Origin of the sequence: Streptosporangium album, assembly GCF_014203795.1 — a bacterium.
Taxonomy (GTDB): Bacteria; Actinomycetota; Actinomycetes; order Streptosporangiales; family Streptosporangiaceae; genus Streptosporangium; species Streptosporangium album.
This window is the reverse complement of the sequence record NZ_JACHJU010000009.1, coordinates 44,776-68,417: the sequence shown is the minus strand read 5'-3', so window position 1 is coordinate 68,417 and position 23,642 is coordinate 44,776. Positions and strand designations below refer to the sequence as shown.

17 protein-coding genes and 1 pseudogene are annotated in these 23,642 nt (G+C 71.2%); 5 read left to right on the top strand and 13 right to left on the bottom strand.

All coding sequences use genetic code 11. The annotated features are described in order from the left end of the window. Positions 1 to 7: 7 nt before the first annotated feature. A complete protein-coding gene (locus FHR32_RS42425) occupies positions 8 to 361 on the bottom strand; it encodes an HflX-like GTP-binding protein (RefSeq protein WP_184760221.1) in 354 nt (117 codons plus the stop codon). 39 nt (positions 362 to 400) lie between these two features. Continuing rightward, positions 401 to 907, bottom strand: coding sequence for a MarR family winged helix-turn-helix transcriptional regulator (locus tag FHR32_RS42420; RefSeq protein WP_184760220.1), 507 nt, complete (start codon positions 905 to 907; stop codon positions 401 to 403). 599 nt (positions 908 to 1,506) lie between these two features. Here FHR32_RS42420 and FHR32_RS42415 point away from each other — a divergent pair. After that, a complete protein-coding gene (locus tag FHR32_RS42415; RefSeq protein WP_184760219.1) occupies positions 1,507 to 2,241 on the top strand; it encodes an SDR family NAD(P)-dependent oxidoreductase in 735 nt (244 codons plus the stop codon). Between the two features lie 208 nt (positions 2,242 to 2,449). On the opposite strand, the gene FHR32_RS42410 is transcribed toward FHR32_RS42415, so the two are convergent. From FHR32_RS42410 to betA, 6 genes are all read right to left on the bottom strand, one after another. After that, positions 2,450 to 3,007, bottom strand: coding sequence for a sarcosine oxidase subunit gamma (locus tag FHR32_RS42410; protein ID WP_221466962.1), 558 nt, complete (start codon positions 3,005 to 3,007; stop codon positions 2,450 to 2,452). Then, entirely contained in the window at positions 3,000 to 5,948 is a 2,949-nt protein-coding gene (locus FHR32_RS42405) for a 2Fe-2S iron-sulfur cluster-binding protein (RefSeq protein WP_312882958.1), read from the bottom strand. The genes FHR32_RS42410 and FHR32_RS42405 overlap by 8 nt, the downstream gene beginning before the upstream one ends. Beyond that, positions 5,945 to 6,223 (bottom strand): sarcosine oxidase subunit delta, encoded by a 279-nt coding sequence (locus FHR32_RS43880; RefSeq protein ID WP_221466961.1) that lies wholly within the window; start codon positions 6,221 to 6,223, stop codon positions 5,945 to 5,947. Before FHR32_RS43880 ends, FHR32_RS42405 begins: the two co-directional genes overlap by 4 nt. 14 nt (positions 6,224 to 6,237) lie before the next feature. Next, positions 6,238 to 7,470, bottom strand: a complete 1,233-nt coding sequence (locus tag FHR32_RS42400) for a sarcosine oxidase subunit beta family protein (protein ID WP_184760217.1) — start codon at positions 7,468 to 7,470, stop codon at positions 6,238 to 6,240. Between the two features lie 10 nt (positions 7,471 to 7,480). Further along, entirely contained in the window at positions 7,481 to 9,907 is a 2,427-nt protein-coding gene (locus FHR32_RS42395) for a GcvT family protein (RefSeq protein WP_184760216.1), read from the bottom strand. Positions 9,908 to 10,013: 106 nt separating this feature from the next. Then, on the bottom strand, positions 10,014 to 11,645 hold the full coding sequence (gene betA, locus FHR32_RS42390; RefSeq protein ID WP_184760215.1) for a choline dehydrogenase: 1,632 nt from the start codon (positions 11,643 to 11,645) through the stop codon (positions 10,014 to 10,016). Positions 11,646 to 11,778: 133 nt separating this feature from the next. On the opposite strand from betA, the gene FHR32_RS42385 reads away from it, so the two are divergent. Continuing rightward, complete coding sequence (locus tag FHR32_RS42385; RefSeq protein WP_184760214.1) at positions 11,779 to 12,567, top strand: IclR family transcriptional regulator; 789 nt, start codon at positions 11,779 to 11,781, stop codon at positions 12,565 to 12,567. Here FHR32_RS42385 and FHR32_RS42380 read toward each other — a convergent pair. From FHR32_RS42380 to FHR32_RS42360, 5 genes and pseudogenes are all read right to left on the bottom strand, one after another. Beyond that, complete coding sequence (locus FHR32_RS42380; protein ID WP_184760213.1) at positions 12,555 to 14,852, bottom strand: FdhF/YdeP family oxidoreductase; 2,298 nt, start codon at positions 14,850 to 14,852, stop codon at positions 12,555 to 12,557. The two genes, FHR32_RS42385 and FHR32_RS42380, sit on opposite strands and share 13 nt — an antisense overlap. A gap of 133 nt (positions 14,853 to 14,985) precedes the next feature. After that, on the bottom strand, positions 14,986 to 16,116 hold the full coding sequence (locus FHR32_RS42375) for an aromatic ring-hydroxylating oxygenase subunit alpha (protein ID WP_184760212.1): 1,131 nt from the start codon (positions 16,114 to 16,116) through the stop codon (positions 14,986 to 14,988). Then, the gene (locus FHR32_RS42370; protein WP_184760211.1) at positions 16,113 to 16,484 is read right to left on the bottom strand and encodes a bifunctional 3-phenylpropionate/cinnamic acid dioxygenase ferredoxin subunit; all 372 of its coding nucleotides are present in this window, start codon (positions 16,482 to 16,484) and stop codon (positions 16,113 to 16,115) included. Before FHR32_RS42370 ends, FHR32_RS42375 begins: the two co-directional genes overlap by 4 nt. A gap of 268 nt (positions 16,485 to 16,752) precedes the next feature. Then, the gene (locus tag FHR32_RS45650; RefSeq protein WP_312882957.1) at positions 16,753 to 17,103 is read right to left on the bottom strand and encodes a helix-turn-helix domain-containing protein; all 351 of its coding nucleotides are present in this window, start codon (positions 17,101 to 17,103) and stop codon (positions 16,753 to 16,755) included. Positions 17,104 to 17,112: 9 nt separating this feature from the next. Beyond that, positions 17,113 to 18,321 (bottom strand): annotated as a pseudogene (locus FHR32_RS42360) (RNA-guided endonuclease InsQ/TnpB family protein); the annotation flags it as partial. Between the two features lie 189 nt (positions 18,322 to 18,510). Between FHR32_RS42360 and FHR32_RS42355 the strand changes: the two are divergent. The 3 genes from FHR32_RS42355 (at position 18,511) to FHR32_RS42345 (ending at position 23,557) form a co-directional block, all read left to right on the top strand. Further along, positions 18,511 to 19,071: a hypothetical protein gene (locus tag FHR32_RS42355; protein WP_184760210.1), complete on the top strand. Its 561-nt coding sequence runs from the start codon at positions 18,511 to 18,513 to the stop codon at positions 19,069 to 19,071. A gap of 65 nt (positions 19,072 to 19,136) precedes the next feature. After that, entirely contained in the window at positions 19,137 to 19,487 is a 351-nt protein-coding gene (locus tag FHR32_RS42350; protein ID WP_184760209.1) for a hypothetical protein, read from the top strand. Between the two features lie 155 nt (positions 19,488 to 19,642). Further along, the gene (locus tag FHR32_RS42345; protein WP_184760208.1) at positions 19,643 to 23,557 is read left to right on the top strand and encodes a S8 family serine peptidase; all 3,915 of its coding nucleotides are present in this window, start codon (positions 19,643 to 19,645) and stop codon (positions 23,555 to 23,557) included. Positions 23,558 to 23,642: the final 85 nt, after the last annotated feature.

The following is a 23,642-nucleotide window of genomic DNA, read 5'->3' as shown; positions in this document are numbered from 1 at the left end:
GAGGGCTTCACGCCCGCAGATCGGTCCGGCTGATCACGGCGCAGCCGAAGATCTCGGTGAGCACCTCGCGCTGATGGCCGGTCAGCGCGTTGGCGAAGATGACCGCGCTCGCGCCATGCTCCTTCCGGGCCGCGGCGATCTCGCGCGCCTTGCCCGTGCTCACCAGCGTGCGTGACGAGTACGGCCGGCTCATCTTCGCCACTCCGCCGTCCGAGACCCCTCTGCGCTGCACGAAACGCCCCACCACCCGAGCGCCCAGGGCGCCCGCCAGCTCGGCGAGCTCGTCCATGACGGCGGCGTGGTCCTTCTGCTTGGCGGAGAAGAGCCCGACGAGAAGAACGTCGGCTTCAGCCAGTGTCATGCGTGCCGTACCTCCCCCGCCCAGGGGTGGTTGCGGCGTTCAGGCATCGAGGGTGAGTTCGGGGGCGACTTCGGCGACGCGGTCGAGCAGGCCGAGCAGTTGGGCGTAGTCGTCTTCTGTCATCGCCTGGCGCAGGCCGGCTTCGACGCTTCGGGAGAAGTCGCCGGCGGCGGCGGCGCGCTCGGCGCCGGCACCGGTGAGGGAGACCAGCATCACGCGGCCGTGATCGGGGGAGGCATGGCGCTCGACCAGGCCCTTGGCTTCGAGGTTCTTCACGATGCCGGTCATGGTCTGGGAGGTGACGAGCGCTTCGCGTGAGAGCTGGGTGCAGGACTTGGCGGTTCCGTCCGCGAGGTAACCGAGGACCTTGCACTGGGGTTCGGTCAGGTCCAGGGCGCGTACCGCGTTGGCCTTGCGAGCGATCAGTGCCTGCTCCGCGCGCTTGAGGTGGAAGCTGAGCGTGCCGGGCGACTCGCTGAGTGTCGTCTCCTGCGACTGGCCGGGCTGCGCCGAGCGCGGTGTCCGGGTGCCGGAGTTGTGAGTCATATCCACTGTCCTCACCTGCCGTGCGTCGCTTCCTGCGAGTCAGCCTACCACTCATAAACACAGGGCCCTTCAATTATGAAGGTCGTCACATGTAACCTGACGCCTTCACGAGCATCAATACGGGTCGCAGGTTTCGCAGCTTCGCCGCCTGACGCCCGTCCTGAGGTTCACCCCTCCGACACCCCTCCAGCGGCGCCGCACTGCCCTGAAACCACGGACCGCACCCATCGCGATGCGCAGCGGAGCGGCTACATTCAGCCACGGAGCCGACCGGGTCCGCCACGGAGTCGAGTTGCGTCCACCCGCACGCCGCAGCCCACCCTCTCCTGCCGCAGGCGTATCATCGCAGGTCAATGGCTGTAATTGGCATCCCAGCGACGATATGACGATGCCTCAATCTTCGATCCAGGTACGGTGCTCAATGAAGGAACCTTCATCATTTGCCCGTCCTTCATTGAAGTAGCAACTTGGTTAATGATTGGTCGGAGAGGCCGCTCCCAGCGGTCACCGGCCACCGGCGGTCCGGCCCTGCGGCTGGACCCAAGGGACATCGCCGTTTGAGCCGAGCCGCACTCGACTCACTTCTCGATTGGAACGACATGGGAATGTCCGGACTGACCGCCCTTGTCACCGGCGCCACCGCAGGCATCGGCCGGGCCATAGCCATCCAGCTGGCACAGGAGGGAGCCGAGGTCGTCGTGCACGGCCGCGACGCCCGCCGCGGAGCGGAGGTCGTCGCCGAGATCGAGGCCGCCGACGGGGCGGCCCGCTTCATCCAGGCCGACCTCACCGACACCGACGATGTGCTGCGCCTGGCCGAAGAGGCAGGCGAGGTCGACGTGTTGATCAACAACGCGGGCATCTACAAGTTCCTGCCCACGTCCGAGATGACGGGTGAGCTGTTCGACCTGCACATGAACCTCAACACGAAGGCCCCCTACCTTCTGGTGCGCGCTCTCGCCCCCGGCATGGTCAAACGCGGCCGCGGGTCCATCGTCAACATCAGCACCCTGGCAGTCGCCGTCGTCACCAAGGGCACCGGCATGTACTCCGCCTCCAAGGCCGCCCTGGAGCAGCTGACCGAGGTCTGGGCCGCCGAGTACGCCGATAAGGGCGTACGCGTCAACGCCGTGGCACCCGGCCCCACCCGCACCCCGGGCACCGACGACATGGACGCCGCCACCCTCCGGACCATCGCCGAGACCACCGCCATGGGCCGCATCGCCGAGCCCGAGGAGGTGGCCGAGGCGGCTGTCTTCCTCGCCTCCCAACGCGCCAGCTACATCACCGGAGTAGTCCTGGAAGTAGGCGGCGGACGCCTCAGCATGGGCTGACCCCGCAAGGCCGGCCAAGTACCGCCCACGGAACCCGGCCGGCCGCGTAGCCGGGGGCGACGCCGCACCGCAGGCGCGCCGGGCCGTACCCGGCGTGCCGTCCGTGCCGCTCACGGCAGGACGGTCATCAGGGCGTAGCGGACCGGGCCGGGGCCCGGGCAGTGGAACCGCGACCGGTCCCACAACCGGAAACGCAGGCGGCCCCCCTTCACCCGTCGAGATACTCGGCCGCCGCGTCGAGGAGCCAGGCCGCGAGGTAGCCGGCGAAGGACGACCGGACGGACACCCGGAACTCGTCGCCGGGGTGGGCGGCGAGGACGATCTGGGCGCGGGCGAGCATGGTCTGGGCGCAACGGCCGGGACCGAACAGGCGAGGGTGCAGGTCGAGGGCGCAGCCGTGGGCCAGCAGCTCACGTGCGCGCGGCCCGGTCACCAGCAGCGTGGTCCGCTGTGCCGAGACGTCGGTCACCGCGACGTGCCGGCTTCCCGCGGCGGCCCGCAGGCGGCGCTCCAGGCCGCCGTCGCCCGCCGCCCCGACGACCAGCCACTCGTCGGGACCGAGCCACAGCACGTCGGCGTCCCCGCGCGCGTAGGTGTTCGGCTCGGTGGGCAACGGCACGCCCAGGGCGGACCCGAGGGCGTGGGCCGCGTCGCCCGCGGGATCGGCGCGCAGATTGACCTGGGTGAGGAACGGCGCCTCCGCGATGCACAGGCCCCCGCCCGGCACCGGTTCGAACCTGGCCAGTGGGCTCAGCCGTTCAGCCATCCCGGCGCGCTCCCTCGGGGTCGTAGAGGACATGGTGGACGACGGTGACGGGGACCAGTTCGCCCCCGACCGGCACGTGGAGCCGCTCGCCGAGCCGCTCCCGCCCGCCGCTGACGAGGGCGAGGGCGAAGGTCCGGCCGAGCGCCGCGCTCCGGTAGCTGGAGGTGACGTGGCCGAGCATGGGGACCGGCGGCTCCGGCAGCCGGTCGGCGGCCACCAGGTGGGCGCCCTCGGGCAGCAGCCGGTCCGGATCGACCGGCAGCAGGCCGACCAGGTGCCTGCGGCCGGGTCCGCCGGCGCGGGCATGGGAGCGCCTGCCGACGAAGTCGGCCTTCTTCTTGGACACCATCCAGTCCATGCCGAGGTCGGCGGGGGTGACCGTGCCATCGGTGTCCTGGCCGACGATGGGGTAGCCCTTCTCCGCCCGCAGCACGTGCATGGTCTCGGTCCCGTACGGGGTGACGAGGCCACCGGCCTGGACGGCCTCCCACAGGGCGGGCCCGTCCCAGGCGCAGACGTTGATCTCGTAGGCCAGCTCGCCGGAGAAACTGATCCGGCAGACCCTGGCCTCGATGCCCGCCACGTGAGTGTCGCGCCAGGTCATGAAGGGGAAGCTCGCGCTGTCCACAGCCAGGTCGGGGGCGAGGGCGGCCAGCACGGCCCGGGAGCCTGGCCCCGCGAGCGCCACCGTCGCCCACTGCTCGGTGACCGAGGTGCAGTACACCCGCAGATGCGGCCACTCGGTCTGCAGCCACTCCTCCATCCAGTCCAGCACGGCGGCGGCGTTGCCCGTGGTCGTGGTCACCAGGAACCGGTCCGGTGCCAGGCGGATCACCGTTCCGTCGTCGAAGACCATCCCGTCGAGCCCGCACATCATCCCGTAGCGGATCGAGCCCACCGCGAGCGTGCTGATCATGTTGGTGTAGAGCCGGTCGAGAAGCTCGGCGGCGTCCGGCCCCTGGACCTCGATCATGCCCAGCGTGGAGACGTCCATCGCTCCGGCGCCCCGCCGTACGGCCGCGCACTCCCGCAGGACGGCGGCCTCCATGTCCTCACCGGCGCGGGGGTAGTAGCGGGGCCGCTTCCACTGGCCGACGTTCTCGAACACCGCGCCGTGCGCCACGTGCCACCCGTGGAGCGGGGTGACCCGGACGGGATCGTGCAGCGCTCCCCTGTCGCGCCCGGCGAGGGTGGCGAAGGAGACCGGCACGTACGGCGCGCGGAAGGTGGTGGTACCGAGATCGGAGACGTCCACTCCGAGGAGGTGGGAGACGATCCCGCTCGTCAGCAGCCCCGAGGTCTTGCCCTGGTCGTGGGCGGTCCCGGCGGTGGTGTAGCGCTTGACGTGCTCGACCGAGCGGAGCCCGGCCCCGGTGGCCCGCATGACGTCGGCGACGGTCACGTCCCGTTGCAGGTCCACGAAGTGGCTGCGGTAGTCGTCGGCGGGGACGAGCCATAGGTGCTCGGGGGGCGTCGCCGTACCGTCCCGGGCGGATGTCGCCGTGACGTCCTCGGCAGGCGCGGTGACGTCCCGGACGGGCGCCGCCGCGACACTCTGGCCGTCACCCGCGGTGGCGGTCTCGGCGGGAGGGACCGGCCGGTGGCGGCCCGCCGGGAATCCGGCCGCCTCGGCCGCCCTCGCCCCGGCCTCGGCGCCGTCGGCGAGGCAGCCCGCCAGGGTGAACAGTCCCCGCGCGGCCCCGGCCACCTCCACCGCCTGGCGGACGGTCTCGGGGACGAATGCGCCCAGCTCCCGGTCGTGCCGGAGCCGCCCGCCCGCCTGGGCGAACAGGTGGACCACCGGGTTCCAGCCGCCCGAGACGAGCAGCAGGTCCGCCTCGATCTCACGGCCCCCGGAGAGGGAGGACGGGGAGACGGTCACCGAGGAGACGGCACCGTCCCCGCCCGCGGTGACGCCGGTGACGAGGTGCCCGGCGAGCAGGTCGGTCCCGTCCCACGCCCGGCCGCCGTCTCGCCCCGCGTCCCGTGGTCCGTCCGGCCGCGCACCGCGCGGTCCGCCCTGCCGTACGGCCTGCCGTACGGCCTGCCGCGCGTCGACGACGGCGGTGATCTCGACGCCGGCGGCCGCCAGGTCGTGGGCGGCGTCGTAGGCGCTGTCGCCGGCGGTGAAGACCACCGCGCGGCGGCCGGGCAGCACGCCGTACCGGTTGACGTAGGCGCGGGCGGCGGAGGCGAGCATGACACCCGGCCGGTCGTTGCCGGCGAAGGCGATCGGCCGCTCGTGCGCCCCGGTGGCCAGCACGACGCGGCGGGCCCGGATACGCCAGACGCGTTCCCGGGAAGGGGCCCGTTCCCCCCGGCGTTCCACCGCGACCAGGTAGTTGTCGTCGTAGTAGCCGAACACACTGGTGCGCGCGAGCACCCGCACCTCGGGGTGGCCCGCCAGCCCGGCCAGCGCGGCTGTGGCCCAGTCCGCGCCGGGGACGCCGCCGACCGTCTCGGCGGTGTCCGGCAGGCTGCCGCCGGGCACCGGCCGGTCGTCGGCGAGGATGACCCGGGCGCCCGTCCCCGCGGCGGCCAGGGCGGCCGACAGGCCGGCCGGCCCGGCTCCGACCACCAGGACGTCGCAGTGGGCGTACACGCCGTCGTAGCGTGCCGGGTCGGGCTCACCGCTCAGCCGTCCCCTGCCCGGAAGGCCCCTGGCCACCAGCCCGTCGTACAGCTCGACGACGGTGGCCTGCAGCATCGGCTCGGGGAAGGGGTGCTCGATCTGGACGAGGGCGTTGGGCTCCTCGGTCCACGCGGCGAAGACGCCCCGGGGACGGCCCAGCCGCACGCTCCTCGCCACCGTGCGCACGCCGTTGGCCAGCAGGGCGGAGGCGAGCGTGTCGCCCCGGCGGCCCTCGTACTCGCGGCCGTCGAACCGGAACCGCAGCACCTCGCCCCGGTGGCCGTCCCCGCGGAACGGCTGGGAGGTCACGCGACCACCGGCCTCGGCTCGCCCGGGCGGTAGACGGCGTGGATCTCGTTGGTGGCCGTGTCCCTGACCATGTTGAACCAGCGGCGGCAGCCGGCCGTGTGGCTCCACCGCTCGGCGAACGGCCCCTTGGGGTTGTCGCGGAAGAACAGGTAGCGGGCCCACTCGGCGTCGGAGAGGGAACCGGGGTCCTCGGGGTAGGCGACGTGCGCCTGCCCGCCGTAGTGGAACTCGACCTCGTCGCGCGGCCCGCACCACGGGCAGGGGATCAGCAGCATCGGTGGGCTCTCCTTCAGTGGGCGACCGCGGCGGCGCCGTGCTCGTCGACGAGCGCGCCCGTGGTGAATCGTTCGAGGGAGAAGGGGGCGTTGAGCGGATGCGGCTCGCCGTGGGCGACCGTGTGCGCGAAGCACCACCCGACGCCCGGCGTGGCCTTGAACCCGCCGGTGCCCCAGCCGCAGTTGACGTAGAGGTCGTCCACCGGGGTGAGCCCGACCACCGGTGAGGCGTCGGGGCTGACGTCCACCACCCCTCCCCAGGTCCGCAGCACGTGCGCCCGCGCGAAGACGGGGAACAGCTCCAGCGCCGCCGCCATCTGCCGCTCGATGATGTGGAACGCGCCGCGCTGCCGGTAGGAGTTGCAGGCGTCGATGCCCGCCCCCATGACCAGCTCGCCCTTGTGCGCCTGGCTGACGTAGACGTGCACGGCGTTGGACATGACCACCGTCGGGTGCACGGGCTCCAGCAGGTCCGACACCAGCGCCTGCAGGGAGTGGCTCTGCAGCGGGAGTTCCACCCCCGCGAGCCCCGCCACGACCGAGGAGTGCCCGGCCGCGCAGAGCGCGACCCTGCCCGCCGCGATGCGGCCCCGGGTGGTTTGCACGGCCCGCACCCGCCCGCCCTCGACGTCGATCCCGGTGACCTCGCAGTGCTCGATCAGGTGGACGCCCATCGCGGCGGCGGCGCGGGCGAACCCCCACGCGACGTGGTCGTGCTTGGCGATCCCGGCCCTCGGCTGGTAGGTCGCGCCCAGCACGGGGTGGCGCACGTCGGGCGAGACGTTGACGATCGGGCAGACCTCGCCGACCTCACCGGGATCGAGCCATTCGGCGTCGACGCCGTTGAGCCGGTTGGCGTTGACGCGGCGCACGCCCTCCCGGACGTCCTGCAGGCTGTGCGCGAGGTTGAGCACCCCGCGCTGGCTGAACAGGAGCGGGTAGCCGAGGTCGTCCTCGAGCCCCTCCCACAGCTTCAGCGCGTGCTCGTAGATGCCCGCGCTCTCGTCCCAGAGGTAGTTGGACCGGATGATGGTGGTGTTGCGGGCCATGTTGCCGCCGGCCAGCCACCCCTTCTCCAGCACGGCCACGTTGGTGATGCCGTGGTTTCTGGCCAGGTAGTAGGCCGTCGCCAGGCCGTGGCCGCCGCCGCCGACGATCACCACGTCGTAGGATCGCTCCGGCTCGGGGCTGCTCCACAGCCGTTCGGGGTGCTCGGGCAGGCCGTCCGCGGGATCGTGGGCGCTCAAAGTGGTCCTCCTAGCCGCGCAGGCGCTTCATCGCCGGGTCGTAGAGCGGCTCCTCGGCGACGGCGGCGGTGATCCGCCGGTCGAAGTAGCCGATCTGGAGCGCCCGCCCCGGCACGGAGAGCGCGGCCGGCAGCCAGGCGTAGGCGATGCCTCTGCCGATGGTGTGACCGTAGGCGGCGCTGGTGACGTATCCGACGGGCCTGTCGCCGTCGTAGACGGGTTCCTTGCCCATGACGACGGCGACGGGGCCGTCGATCGTCAGGCAGGTCAGCTTCCGCCGCACCGCCGCGCGGCGCTCCTCCAGCGCCGCGCGGCCGATGAAGTCGTCCTCGCCGGCCTGTCGTACGGCGAAGCCCAGGCCCGCCTCGTAGGGGTCGTGCTCGTAGGTCATGTCGACGCCGAAGGAGCGGTAGCCCTTCTCCAGCCGCAGGCTGGAGAAGGCTCCGCGGCCGGCCGCGATGATCCCGTGGCGCTGTCCCTCCTCCCAGAGGGTGTCCCAGAGCTTCGCCCCCAGGTCCGCCGTCGTGTAGAGCTCCCAGCCGAGCTCCCCGATGTAGGACAGCCGGAGCGCGGTGACGGGCACCGTGCCGACGTGACCGTGTCTGCCGCGGAAGTAGCCGAAGCCCTCGCGGGAGAAGTCCGCACCGGCCAGCGGTTCCATGAGGTCGCGGGCGCGGGGTCCCCAGACCCCGACGCAGCAGGTCCCGGCCGTGATGTCACGGACCACGACCGACCCGTCGGCCGGAAGGTGGCGGTGGAACCAGTCGAGATCGAGGTTGCCGTTGGCGCCGACCTGGAAGAGGTCACGGCCGAGACGGGCGACGGTGATGTCTCCTCGGATGCCGCCGTCGGCGTCCAGCAGCAGGCAGTAGGTCACCGAGCCGACGGGCCTGCCGATGTCGCCCGTCGAGAGCCGCCGCAGGAAGGCGACGGCTCCGGGGCCGCTGACCTCGATCCGCTTGAGCGCGCTCATGTCGTACAGCGCGACCGACTCCCGGGAGACCTGGGCCTCGGCGCCGACGATGGGCGACCAGTGGCGGGCGGCCCATCCGTCCGGCTCGGGGATGTCCCTCCCGTCGGCCAGGGACGCGTTGGCGCCGTACCACTGGGGGCGCTCCCAGCCGCCGGCCTCCAGGAAGCACGCGCCGAGCTCCCGCTGCCGGGTGTGGAAGGGGCTCACCCGCAGCGGGCGGAGGTTCTCCGGCGGCTGCAGCGGATGGACGATGTCGTAGACCTCGACGAAGTTCTGTGCGGCGCGGGTGAGGACGTACTCGGGGGCGAGCTGGTGCGGCTCGAAGCGGTTGACGTCGCACTCGTGCAGGTCGAAGGACGAGCAGTGGCCGTCCACCAGCCATTCGGCCATGGCCCTGGCCACGCCCGCCGAGTGCGTCACCCACACGGCCTCGGCCACCCAGAAGCCCCCGGCCTGAGCCGACTCCCCGAGCAGCGGCATGTTGTCGGTGGTGAAGGAGAACAGTCCGTTGACGCCCTCCTCGATCTCGGCCTCCCGCGTCGCGGGCAGCAGCGCCCGGGTCTCGGCCCACGCGGGGGCGAAGTCGCCGGCGGTGAACGGCAGCACCGACGGCATCACCTCCGCTTCCCCGACGGGGAGGATGTCGGCGGGCCTCACCGGCATCGGGCGGTGGCCGTAGAAGCCGATGCCCAGCCGGTCGGACCGCTCCCGGTAGTACAGGTCGGCGTCCTGATGGCGCAGGATCGGCCGGACGGCTTCCCCGGTCTGGCCGCGCAGCGCGGGGACGGGGCCGGTCCAGGCGAGCTGGTGGGCCAGCGGCGTCAACGGCAGGGCCATGCCGACCATGCCCGCGATCTTCGGCCCCCAGATGCCCGCGCAGCAGACCACGAGGTCCGCCGGGATCTCACCCCGGTCGGTGACGACGGCGGCGACCCGGTCGTCCTCGACCCGGATGTCCAGGACCTCATGACGTTCCAGCACGCGCACGCCCCGCTCCCGCGCCAGCCGGAGCTGGATCTCGACGGCGTCGACGGCCCGGGCCAGGCCGTCGGTGGGCACGAGGAACCCGCCCAGCACCCGGCCGGGGTCGAGCAGGGAGTGGCGCGCCACGCACTCCTCGGGGGTGAGCAGCAGCCCTTCGACGCCCCAGGCGGTGGCCCAGCCGTGGCGGCGGCGCAGTTCTGCGAGGCGTTCGGGCGTGGTGGCCACCTCCAGGCCGCCCACCTGGAGGAAACAGCCGAGCGCGCTGAACTTCTCGACGGTGTAACGGGCCATCTCCGTCATCGTCTTGGACGGGTTGGTCTGGAAGACCAGTCCGGGCGCGTGGGAGGAGGATCCGCCGGTGACGGGCACGGGGCCCTGGTCGACGACGGTGACGTCGTCCCAGCCCATCGCCGAGAGCTCCTCCGCGAGGGCCGCCCCGACGACCCCGGCTCCGATGATGACGACGCGCCGGCCTGCCATGCACACCTCCGTCGTTGCGCGACCCGAAACGGGGTGCGCCTTACGCAACAGATTCTCCCCCGGCCGTCGCGCTGTCAAGGAGGGGCGGCCGGCCGTACGGGGCCTCTCAGAGCGGGCGATGCCGGTAGAAGTCGAGGTGCTCGGCCGCGAGCGGGGTGTTGCCCAGGATCAGGTCGGCCGCCTTCTCCGCCACCATCATGACCGGCGCGTAGATGTTGCCGTTGGTCACGTACGGCATGACGGAGGCGTCCACGACGCGCAGCCCGTCGAGGCCGTGGACCCTCATGGACAGCGGGTCGACGACGGAGAGGGGGTCGGTCCCCATCCTGGCGGTGCACGAGGGGTGCAGCGCGGTCTCGCCGTCCCTGGCGACCCAGTCCAGGATCTCCTCGTCGGTCTGGACCCCCGGGCCGGGCGACAGCTCCCCGGCGTTGAAGGCGTCCATGGCGGGCCGGGTCAGGATGTCGCGGGCGATCCGGACGGCCTCCACCCACTCCTTGCGGTCCTGCGCGGTGGACAGGTAGTTGAACCGCAGCGCGGGGTGGACCCGGGGATCGGTGCTCTTGATCTTCACGGAGCCACGCGAGTCCGAGTACATCGGCCCGATGTGCACCTGGTAGCCGTGCCCGCCCACCGGCGCGGAGCCGTCGTAGCGCACCGCGACGGGCAGGAAGTGGAACATCAGGTTGGGGTACTCGACGTCGTCGTTGCTCCGCGCGAAGCCGCCCGCCTCGAAGTGGTTGGTCGCACCGGGCCCGCTGCGCAGGAACAGCCACTGCGCGCCGATCCACGGCCGGTTGCGCCACTTCATCGCGGGCTGCATCGACACCGGCTTGCTGCAGCCGTACTGGATGTAGACCTCCAGGTGGTCCTGGAGGTTCTCCCCTACTCCCGGCAGGTCGTGCACGACGTCGACGCTCAGGGCCTCCAGCTCTCCTGCGTTGCCCACACCGGAGAGCTGGAGCAGTTGCGGCGAGTTGACGGCGCCGCCGCAGAGGATGACCTCACCCGCGCGGACCGTCCGGCCGTCGTACTCCACACCGACGGCCCGCCGCCCCTCGAAGAGGATCCTCGTGACGGTCGCCCGCGTCCGGACCTCGAGGTTGGGGCGTCTCTTGACGGGGTGCAGGTAGGCGCGGGCGGCGGACAACCGGCGCCCCCGGCGGATGTTGCGGTCGAACCGGGCGAATCCCTCCTGGCGATATCCGTTGACGTCGTCGGTCAGCGGGTATCCGGCCTGCTGCACCGCCTCGAAGAAGGCCGCGAACAGCGGGTTGCGCACCGGCCCGCGCTCCAGCACCAGAGGCCCGTCGTGCCCCCGCATCGGGTCGTCCGGATCGGCGGCGAGGCAGTTCTCCATCCGCTTGAAGTACGGCAGGCAGTGCGCGAAGTCCCAGGTCTCCATGCCGGGGTCGGCTCCCCAGCGCTCGTAGTCCAGAGGGTTGCCCCGCTGGAAGATCATGCCGTTGATGCTGCTGGAGCCGCCCAGCACCTTCCCCCGGGCGTGGTAGATCCGGCGGCCGTTCATGTACGGCTCCGGCTCGGACTCGTACTTCCAGTCGTAGAAGCGGCTGCCGATCGGGAAGGTCAGCGCGGCCGGCATGTGGATGAAGACGTCCCAGGGGAAGTCGGAGCGGCCGGCCTCCAGCACCAGCACGCGGTTGGCGGGGTCGGCGGACAGCCGGTTCGCCAGGGCGCTTCCGGCTGATCCGCCCCCAATGATGACGAAGTCGTACATGTCTGCCTCGTCTCGCGCAGCAGAGGGGTGATAACGAAGATCGTATCGAATGGCGCAATATAGTGCACCATCCGCAACCAATATGACCGGGATCCGTTGGACGGGCGTTCCGCACAGCGCCTACAGTCCGGCTATGGGCAACATTTCCTCCGGTGATCGGACCGACGGCGGCGGGGTGCAGTCAGTCGACCGGGCCATCAGCATCCTGGAGATCCTTTCCCGGCGCCGCGAGGCGGGAGTCAGCGAGGTCGCCGTCGAGATCGGCGTCCACAAGTCGACCGCTTTCCGGCTGCTCGGGGCTCTGGAGACCCGCGGCCTGGTCGAACAGGCCGAGGACCGGGGGAAATACCGCCTCAGCTTCGGGATCATCCGTCTCGCGGGCGGCGTGGTCGCCCGGCTGGACCTCACCCAGCAGAGCCGTCCCGTCTGCCGGCGGCTCGCCGACGAGATCGGGGAGACGGTGAACCTCGCCGTCCTGCGGTCCCACTACGCGGTGAACCTGGACCAGGTGCGCGGGCCGTCGGCGGTCACCGCGCACAACTGGGTCGGGCAGCTCACCCCGCTGCACGCCACCTCCAGCGGGAAGGTCCTGCTGGCCCACCTCGACGACCGGCACCGGGCCCGGTTACTCGCCGCCGCGGGCCTCGAAGGCTACACACCCGCCACGATCACCTCCGTCCCCGTCCTCGAGGAGCAGCTCGACGAGGCCCGGAGCCGGGGCTACGCGGTCACCGCCGAGGAGCTGGAGCTCGGGCTGAACGCCATCGCCGCGCCCATCCGGTCCCATGACGGCGAGATCGTCGCCGCGGTCAGCGCCTCGGGGCCGGCCTACCGCTTCAGCGAGAAGCGGATGCACGAGCTCGCCCCGGTCCTGACCATGGGGGCCGAGGACATCGGCCACCGCCTGGGCTACTCCGGCTGAGAGCCACCGAGGTCACACCGGCTGAGCCTGACCACGACGCTCTTGGACGTGGGGGTGTTGGAGGTCTCCGCGACCGAGTCCAGCGGCACGAGCACGTTGGTCTCGGGGAAGTACGCCGCGCAGCAGCCGCGTGCGGTCGGATAGGCGATGACGCGGAACCCCTCGGCCCGGCGCTCTCCGTCGGGCCACTCACCGATGAGGTCCACCATGTCCCCGTCGGCCAGATCCCGCTCGGCCAGGTCGTCGGGGTGGACGAAGACGACGCGGCGGCCGCCGCGCACACCCCGGTAGCGGTCGTCCATGCCGTAGATCGTGGTGTTGTACTGGTCGTGGCTGCGGACCGTCTGCAGCAGCAGCCGCCCCGCCGGGACGCGCAGCACCTCCAGGGCGTTGACGGTGAAGTTGGCCCTCCCGGTCGCGGTCGGGAAACGCCGCTCGTCGCGCGGCGCGTTGGGCAGCGCGAACCCTCCGGGCTCGCGGACGCGGGCGTTGAAGTCGCCGAACCCGGGGATCACCCGGGCGATGCGGTCCCGGATCGCGTCGTAGTCGGTCTCGAACTCCTCCCAGGGCACGTGGGGGTCGGCGCCGAAGAGCTCCCGTGCCAGCCGGCAGACGATCGCCACCTCGGGCAGCAGCTCCGCCGAGGCGGGCCGGAGCCGTCCCCGGGAGGCGTGCACCAGGCCCATGGAATCCTCGACCGTGACGGACCGGTCGCCGTCGCGCTCGGTGCGTCCCAGCGTCGGGAGGATGAGCGCCTGCTCGCCGCAGACGGCGTGGGAGCGGTTCAGCTTGGTCGACACCTGCACGGTGAGCCGGGCCCGGCGCATCGCCGCCTCCGTCACCGCCGTGTCCGGGGTGGCGGCCACGAAGTTGCCGCCCATCGCGAAGAACACCTTCGCCTCCCCCTCCCGCAGCGCCCTGATCGCCTCCACGGTGTCCAGGCCGTGGTGGCGGGGAGGCTCGAAGCCGAACTCCTCGCGCAGCGCGTCGAGGAAGTGCTCCGGCGGCTTCTCGTAGATGCCCATCGTGCGGTCACCCTGGACGTTGGAGTGCCCGCGCACCGGACAGACCCCGGCCCCCGGCCGTCCCACGTTGCCGCGCAGCAGCAGGAAGTTGACCACCTCCCGGATGGTGGCGACGGAGTTCTTGTGCTGGGTGAGGCCCATCGCCCAGCACACGATCACCGACCGCGCCCCGAGCACGTCGCCCGCCGTCTCCTCGATGGCGGACCTCTCCAGCCCGGTCGCCTCCTCGACGTCGGCCCAGTCGAGGTCGCGGACGCTCCTGGCCCAGTCGTCGAAGCCGTGGGTGTGGGTCTCGACGAAGTCGCGGTCGACCACCGAGCCGGGGGCCGCGTCCTCGGCCTCCAGCAGCAGCCGCGACAGGGCGGCGAAAAGCGCGAGATCGCCGTTGAGCCTGATCTGCAGGAACCGGTCGGCCAGCGTCGTGCCCCGTCCCATCAGCCCGGACGGCCGCTGCGGGTTCTTGAAGCGCAGCAGCCCCGCCTCGGGCAGCGGGTTGACCGCGATGATCCGCGCGCCGTTCCGCTTGGCCCGCTCCAGGGCGGACAGCATGCGCGGATGGTTGGTGCCGGGGTTCTGGCCGACGACGAAGACGAGGTCGGCGCGGTGCAGATCCTCCAGTGACACCGTGCCCTTGCCGATGCCCAGCGTCTGGTTGAGCGCCGAGCCGCTGGACTCGTGACACATGTTGGAGCAGTCCGGCAGGTTGTTCGTGCCGAACCGGCGCACCAGGAGCTGGTAGGCGAACGCGGCCTCGTTGGAGGTGCGGCCGGAGGTGTAGAACACCGCCTCGTCCGGACCGGCGAGCGCGCGCAGGTGCTCGGCGACGATGGCGAACGCCTTCTCCCAGGTCACCGGCACGTAGTGGTCGGATCCGGCGGGCCTGTGCATCGGCTCGGTGAGCCGTCCCTGCTGACCCAGCCAGTAGTCGGTGCGTTCCGCCAGCTCGCCGACGGTGTGCGCGGCGAAGAAGTCGCGGGTGATCCTGCGCGTGGTGGCCTCCTCGGCCACCGCCTTGGCGCCGTTCTCGCAGAACTCCGCCGGGCTGCGGTGCTCCCCCTCGGGCCACGCGCAGCCGGGGCAGTCGAAGCCGTCCTTCTGGTTGACGCGGGCCAGCGTCAGGAGCGTACGGCCGGCGCCCATCTGGGCGTGGGACGCCAGCAGCGACCGGGTCACTCCCGGCATGCCTGCCGCCCACTCCTTGGGCGGGCCGACCGTGAGGCCGTCGTCGTTGACGTCCTCACGCGGGGCCTTCCTGACCATTCCGGCGGCTCCTTCTGCTGGTACGCGGCCTGTGCACTCTGTCATGGGATCATGCCACGCGGGTGCCCCACCCGGGGCGCGGGGTCCTCGGGGTCACGAGGGCCCGGACATCCGGTCCATTCCGGTGCCTGATTCACACCGACGCCCGCGCCAGCCTGCCGAGCACCCAGTCGTGGAACACCCCGATGTGGTGCTCGCTCGGCACCAGCACCCCACCTCGGGCGTAGGCACGGGAGCTCATCGCCGGTTGGCATCTCTCGCAGGCCTCGAAGTCCTGCGCGTTGACCCGGTGGAAGAGCTCGACGGACGGTCCGAGGTCCCTGCCCTCCGCCACGACGTCCTCGCGGAACAGCCAGTCGCACTCGACGACCGTCCGGTCGACGGCCAGGGGGAACATCCGATGGATGATCACATGGTCGGGCACCAGGTTGACGAACACCTGCGGTTTGATGGTGATCGCGTAGTAGCGGCGGTCCTGGTCCTCGCTGACGCCCGGGATCCGCTCCACGCCTTCGGACCCGTCGACGGTGAACCCCTGGACGTCCTCGCCGAAGCGGGCGCCGTGCCCCACGAAGGACTGCGCGGCGTAGCCGCCGGCGAACTCCGGGAGCACCTCGGTCAGCTCGGGGTGGATGGTGGCGCAGTGGTAGCACTCCATGAAGTTCTCCACGATGAGCTTCCAGTTCGCCTTCACGTCGTAGACGATCCTGCGGCCCACCGCGAGGGCGTCGACGCCGTAGTTGCCGATCAGCTCCTCGTCGCCCAGCCGGGTTCTCACCTCGCCGACCACGTCCGCCTCGAACGACGGCGGCTCACCGGCCAGGCACACCCAGACGTAGCCGAGCCACTCGCGCACGTGGACGTTGATCAGGCCGTACTCGACCCGGTCGATGTCGGGCATCCGGGTGAGGTTCGGAGCGGCGACCAGCCTGCCGTCGAGGTCGTAGGTCCAGGCGTGATAGGGACACTGGAACGCCCGCTTCACCTCGCCGGACTCCTCGGTGCGGAGCCGTGCGCCCCGGTGGCGGCAGACGTTGAGGAAGGCGCGGACCGAACCGTCCCGGGCCCGGGTGACCAGGACGCTCTCCCGCCCCACCTGAACCGTCCTGAAGGCGCCCGGCCTGCCCAGGTCGGAGGCACGGACGGCGCAGAACCACATCGACTCGAAGATGTGCTCCTGCTCCAGGGCGAAGAGGCGTTCATCGGTGTAGTGGCCGCCGGGCAGAGTGGCGATCACGCTGGGCGGCAGGTCTCTCGTGGTCACGGCGCCTCCGTCCCGGCTGTTCCGGCGTTTCCGGCTCGGACTCCGGGAGGCGGGCCGGGCGGCTCCTTCGAGGGGACGACGTAGACGGTGCCGTCCTCGACGACCACCCGGTGGGTGCGCAGGGGCAGCTTGGCGGGCGGGCCGTCCACCTTCCCCGTCCGCAGGTCGAAGCGCGAGGCGTGCAACGGGCACTCCACCTGGCAGCCTTCCAGCCACCCGTCGGCGAGGGAGGCGTCCTGGTGCGTGCAGGTGTCGTCGACGGCGTAGATCTCACCGTCGTCGGTGTGGAAGACGGCGATGGGCGGGTCGGTGTCGAGCCGGTAGGCCTCACCTGGCGGGAGGGCAACAAGGGTGCATGCAGGGATCATCGCAACCAACCCCGGTTTCGTAGAACAGAACAGTCAGCGCTATACGCAACAGCGTGATCTGAGGAAATCCGGCTGTCAAGAGTCGACAACAAGGGACAAATCACCTAAATATCCGCATATTTCGTAATAGCGCATAAATAATGTGGGCGTGCCATGCATGGTGGCCCTGTTCTCCCCATGCCGGGGCATTCGGTCCGAACGGTCGACGGGAGCGCGGGAACCGCGACAAGCATGCTGGAGCGTACGTGGACGGGTCAGGGCCGCGCCGTCAACGGCCGAGGAGGTTCTGCTCGCTGGCAAGGAGTCCGGCGTGGAACCGCGAGCGGGCGCCGAGCCGCTCGCAGAGGACCTGCACCCGCCGTTGCACGGTACGAGGGCTGATGCCGAGCTGGCGGGCGACGGCGTCGTCCTTCAGGCCCGCCGCCAGCAGCGCGAGGACCTCGATGTCGGCCGGCTGAAACCGCCGCTCAGGCTCCAGGGTCTCTCCGGCGGGGGTCGCGGTCACGTGCAAGGGGACGGCGGACTGCCACAGCACCTCGAAGAGCCCGACAAGGGCGTCGAGCAGAGCCGAGGGTTGACTTCCTCCCCATGGCTGAAGCCGGGGGATTCCCACCCTCACGGGTGGGGTTTCCTGCTTCACCGCCAGTCGCCCGCCGGGCCTGCGCCCTTGAGGTCTTACACCGGCTCCACAGGCGTTTCACCTCTCCGCCAGCCCGGCGGCGAGGATGTTCTTCGCGGCGTTCACATCACGGTCATGGACCACGCCACAGGCGCACACCCAGTCGCGGACGTTCAGCGGCATGAACCGCTGGAGCGCGCCGCACGCCGAGCACAGCTTCGAGGAGGGAAACCACCGGTCCACCACCAGCAGCTCCCGCCCGTACCACTGCGCCTTGTACTCCAGCATGGTGCGCATCTGCCGCCAGCTCGCATCGGAGATCGCGCGGGCCAGGCTGTGGTTTTTCACCAGGTTACGCACGGTGAGATCCTCGATCACGACCACTTGGTTCTCGCGGACGATCGCGGTGGTGAGCTTGTGCAGGACATCGCGGCGGCGGTCGGTGATCCGGGCATGCACCCGGGCGACCTTCACCCTCGCCCTGTCCCGATTCGCCGACCCCTTCTCCTTGCGGGCCGGTATCCGCTGCGCGCGGGCGAGTCTCCTGCGGTCGGCGCGTTCGTGGCGGGGGTTGGTGACCTTGCCGTCGTCGTCGGTCACGCCCGGAATCGGACGCGACAGGGTGACCAGCGCGGTGATCCCGGCGTCCACCCCGACCATGTCCGAGGTCGGGTCCAGAGGCCGGACGGTGTCCTCACACAGGATCGACACCGACCAGCGCCCGGCCGCGTCCTTCGACACGGTCACCGTGGACGGATCGGCCCCCTCGGGCAGCGGGCGCGACCACACGATGTTCAGCGGGGCGTCCATCTTCGCCAGGGTGAGCCGCCCGTCGTGGTAGCGGAACGCCGAGCGGGTGTACTCGGCCGACAGCCGGGACTTCTTCCGGGACTTGAACGCCGGGTACCCGGCCCGCTGGGCGAAGAAGTTCGCAAACGCCGTCTGCAGGTGCCGCAACGCCTGCTGCAACGGCACCGACGACACCTCGGCCAGGAAATCCAGCTCCTCGGTGCGTTTCCACTCCGTCAGCGCGGCCGACGATTCCACGTAGGAGACCTTGCGGCCTTCCGACCGGTAGGCGCGGGTCCGCTCCTGCAGGGCCTTGTTGTAGACGAGGCGGACGCAGCCGAACGTCCGGGCAAGCTCATCGGCCTGCTCGGGGGTCGGGTAGAAGCGGAACTTGAACGCCCGCTTCACGATCTGCGCCACGCCTCGCATCGTACCGAACGATCAGCTGAAAATCGCGCGCATGTTCGATTTAAACCGTGCGGCACCGTGCCGCGTTTCCTCCCCAGGGCCAAAGCCCGGGGTCTCCACGCTGGAGGTTTTCGATGAACGACGAGGGCGCTCTCCACCGCCTTGTCCTTGTCGGAGACGAGGGGCAACATCGCGACGCGGGCGTCGACGATGACGACCTTGACGGGGACCGGGCCCAGGCGGGCCTGCTCGCCTCCCGCGATCGCGGCACGGGTGTGCTCCAGCATGCCGGGCGCCTCGAACGCCGAGGAGCGGTTCTTCATCCAGCCGACCAGGCGCGTGACCAAGGGCGGCTTCACGGTCGCCACCCGCTGGCGGCTCGAAGCGCCCCAGATCACGATGAGGACCGCCGACATCAAGCTGGAACCGGAATACTACAATCCGGTGTGGTTCAGCGACCTTTCTCCGCAGTATCCGCGCCTGGACGGGTCGGCGCTCCTCACGGCCGTGGACGCCGGAAGGGGCACACCCGAGGACCTCAAGGGCAAGAACCTGCGCGGCAGGCTGGCCCTCATCCGCCGCACCGAGGGGATCCCCGTGGCGGTCCAGTCCAACGCCGCCGCGGCCGCGGGTGCCAAACTGGTGGCGATCTACTGCGAGTCGATCTACAGGGGCTCCTCGACGCCGGAGGCAACTACGGCGAGTTCCACGCCGGCGACCTCACGAACAGCCGAAAGTCCGGCTTCCGCTTCTACCGAGGCGAGGACCTGATCGCCCAGACGACCGCCCAGCCGACGGGCACCATCCGCCTCCCCGCCGGCAAGGCCTCCTATCGGATGGAGTACGACACCGAGAACCACACGCCGGGGACCCAGCTGTCCACTCGGGCCCGGACGGTCTGGAACCTCACCTCCGAACGCCCCGCCGACGGAGCCACCGCGGTGGCCCCGCTGCTGTTCGCCGACTACGACGCTCCCGTGGACCTGCACAACCGCGCCCGCTCGTCCCGGCTCGGCCTGACGTTCCACCACCAGCCCGGTGCGGACGAAAGCCCGGTCAAGGACGTGGCCCCCGAGGTTTCGTACGACGACGGCGCCACCTGGCAGGCGGTCCGCCGCCTCCGCGACAAGGGCAAGTCCCTGACCGCCCACTTCGCCACAGAACGTCTGGTTTACGTCATGTCATGATATCGCCTTGACCGGGACTTGATCCGGGCACGGAGCGTGGATCAGACTGCTCGGCGGCGTTCGTGGCGCCGTCGAATCCGATGGCCGGGCGTCTTGTGTTTGGAGGCTCGGTGCAACAGGACATCTCTTCGGTGGGGCCGCCATCAGGTCGGGAGATGAGAGCCGGCGGGCTGCGCCGTACCGGGCTGGTCATGCTCGCCGGGCTGCTCGCTCTGACCGGGATGGTCGCGCCGTCCCCCGCCGGAGCGGCGACCGAGCCGTCCCCCGCGGGAGCGATCCAGCCGGAACTGTCCGCGCGGTTCGCCGCCGGCGGCAGCACCGACTTCTGGGTGGAGTTCAAGGCGAAGGCCGGACTGAAGTCCGCGGCGGGGATCCGGGACTGGTCGGCGCGGGGTGAGGCCGTGGTGACCTCGTTGCGGTCGACCGCGGAGTCCAGCCAGGCAGGTGTGCTCGGCCTGTTGCGGGATGCGAAGGTCCGCCACACGTCCCTGTACATCAACAATGCGATCTACGTGTACGGCGGCTCTCCCGATCTGGCGGAGAAGCTGGCCGCCGATCCGGGGGTCGAGCGGATCCGCATGCCGCGCACGTACGCCTTGCCGGAGCCGTCGCCGGGTGAGCGCGTCGCCTCGGCCGGCTCGGTGGAATGGGGACTGAGCGCCATCCACGCCGACAAGGTGTGGAGTGAATACAGCACCACCGGGCGCGGCATCGTGGTCGGCAACATCGACTCCGGGGTGGACTTCGACCACCCCGCTCTCGTCGCGTCCTACCGGGGCGACAACGGCGACGGGACCTTCACCCACGACTACAACTGGTTCGACCCCACCGGGGCCTGCGGCGCGTCACCGTCCGCTCCGTGCGACAACTTCGGCCACGGTACGCACACCATGGGCACGATGGTGGGCGACGGCGGTGCGGGGAACCAGATCGGCGTCGCACCCGGCGCGCGGTGGATCGCGGCGAAAGGCTGCGCGCAGAGTCAGTGCGGCGATCTGACGCTGGCGCTCTCCGCGCAGTGGATGCTCGCCCCGACGGCATCGGACGGTTCCGGACCCGACCCGTCCAAGCGGCCCAACATCCTCAACAACTCCTGGTCCTCGGCCCAGGGAGACCCGTGGTACCAGGACTACGTCCGCCAGTGGGTCGCAGCCGGCATCTTCCCCGCCTTCGCCGTCGGCAACGACGGGCCGGCGTGCGCCACGCAGCACGCGCCAGGTGAGTACCCCGAGTCCTACGCCGTCGGGGCCGTCGACCAGAACGGCGTCGTGGCCAGGTTCTCCTCTCGCGGCACGGCCGGAACCGCCGACAGCAAGCCGGACATCGTCGCGCCGGGCCAGCGCGTCCGGTCCAGTGTGCCGGGCGGGGGCTACCAGGTGCAGAACGGCACGTCGATGGCCACACCGCACGTGGCCGGCGCGGTCGCGCTCATGTGGTCCGCCGCGCCCAAGCTGGTCGGCGACATCGCCGCCACCCGGGCCATCCTCGACCGGACCGCCCACGACCACGCCGACACCACCTGCGGCGGCACCGCCGAGGACAACAACGTCTACGGCGAGGGCATGCTCGACGTCTACCTGGCCGTCGGCGCGTCGCCCCGTACGGGGACCGGCGAGCTGACCGGCACGGTCACCGACGCGAGCACGGGCAAGCCGGTGGAAGGGGCGCGGGTCACCGCCACCGGGCCGCGCGGGCTGGAGACCACGACCGCCGAGGACGGCACGTACCACCTCTACCTCGACGAGGGCGACTACGACCTGAGCGTCTCGTTCTTCGGCTACGGCACCCAGGCCGTCAAAAGCGTGCGCGTGACCGGCGAGAAGACGACCACGCGGGACACCAAGCTCTCCCCGACGCCGCGGGCGACCGCGACCGTCCGGGTCACGGACGGCTCCGGACACGGCTGGCCGATCTACGCGGCGCTCACCGTCGAGGGGACACCGCGCACCTGGTTCACGGCTCCCGGCGACGGACGGGTGGCCGTCGACCTGCCGGTGGGCGGCACCTACCAGGTCACCGTCACCCCGCGCTACCCCGGATACCGGCCGGTGACCGGCCAGATCACGGTCGGCGGCGACACGTCCGCGGACTTCGCGGCGGAGATCGACCCCACGGCCTGCTCCGCCCCGGGTTACTCCGCCGGCGGCGGGACCTGCCGGCCGGTAGCCGGCGGGCTCGTCTACGGCACCGTGACCGACGCCAACACCCGCAAGCCGGTCGACACCGCGACCGTCACGAGCGACGGCGGGCCGGCGAACGACACCGCGGCCACCCCGGACGATCCGGCGCTGCCGGACGGGTTCTACTGGGTGTTCTCCCCCATGTCGGAGAAGCGCGTCCTCACCGCCGCCCAGCGCGGTTACCGGTCCGCGTCCGCTCCGGTGAAGGCCGGAGCGGACGCGGTGTCCAGGATCGACTTCACCCTCACCGCGGGCCTGCTCGCCCTCAAATCGGGCGACGTATCGGAGAAGGTCCTGCTCGGGAAGGAGACGAAGACGCGCCTGACCGTCACCAACCGCGGCACCGCGCCGCTCACCTACGATTTCGCGGAGTCGCTGCGCGGCTCCGCGATCCAGCGTGCCGACGGCACCGGCCTCTCCGCGTCTCCGGCGCCTTCGCGGGGCGCGCCCCCGCGCAGAGTCGAGGCGACCGGCATCTCCCCCGGCGCGGTCACGGAGCCCGCCGCCGGCGAGGAGGCCGCGTCTCGTAGCGGCACGGCCGCCGCCCCGTGGACCACGATCACCGACTACCCGACCACGATCAGGGACAACGCCGCCGGGTACCACGACGGCCGGGTGTACTCCTTCGGAGGTTCGCTCCGCGGCGAAGGCGGGACGCCCGCGTCGTACGTCTACGACCCGGTCTCGACGTCGTGGACGCCGCTCGCCGACATGCCGGAGGCCCGGCAGAAGCCCGCGTCGGCATTCGTCGACGGCAAGTTCTACGTCGTCACCGGGTGGGGTCCCCAGGGTGCCCCCGCCGCCACCACTCTCATCTACGACCCCAAGACCGACCGCTGGAGCACCGGCGCGGACAACCCGCACCCCTGGGGGGCGGTCGGCTCCGCCGTACTCGACGGGAAGATCTACGCTGTCGGGGGCTGTACCGGTGAGTGCCAGAGCGCCACGGACCAGGTCACGGTGTACGACGTGGCGAGCGACAGCTTCACGGCCGCCGCGCCGTACCCCGAGCCGATCTCCTGGGCGGCCTGCGGCGGCGTCGACGGCAAGGTCTACTGTGCCGGTGGGCTGGCCGCGGGTCCGCACGGCACGCAGCACTCCTACGTCTACGAACCCGGGCGGAACACGTGGACCCGGGTCGCCGATCTGCCGCTCGACATGTGGGCGAGCAGCTACGCGGTGGCCAGCGGGAAGCTGCTGGTCGCGGGCGGGGCGGCGAAGGACGGCAGCATACTGACCAACGAGGCGTTCGCGTACGACGCCGACGCCGACACCTGGACGGCCATGCCGAACTCCGGCGACGCCCTCTACCGGGGCACCGGAGCCTGTGGCTTCTACAAGATCGGCGGGGCGAACGGCCCGCGTGTGACGCCGTTCAACGAGGTGCTGCCCGGCTATGACGGCTGCGATCCGGCGGGCACCGACGCGCCGTGGCTGAGCGTGCACCCGCAGCGGGGCACGCTCGCCCCCGGCGACAGCGTACGGGTCACCCTCACCCTCGACGCCCGCCAGGTCGCCCAGCCCGGCACGTACAAGGCGATGCTGACCGTGAACGAGGACACCCCCTACAAGGCACCCAGCATCGGTGTGACCCTCAAGGCCGAGGCGCCGTGGAACTGGGCTCGGCTGTCCGGCCAGGTGCTGTCGAAGGCCTGCGACGGGAAGACGGCACCCCTGGCCGGGGCGACGGTGACCGTCGTGCGGGGCCGGGACTCGTGGACCCTGAGCACCGATGCCGACGGCCGGTACGCCGGTTGGATCCAGGGCGGGCTGCCGCAGGCCGAGGTGGCCGTCACGGCCGACGGGCACCGTTCCTCGACGTTCACCGTACGGCCGTTGCCGCACAGCGACGTGCGGCGCGACGTCACCCTGCCCCATCTGGGCTGCTGACGCCCTACGGGCCCCGGCCGCCGTCGTCCCGCGCGGGGGACGGCGTAGGAAGTATTTCAAAAGCGATGTGGCGAGCCTAGCGTCG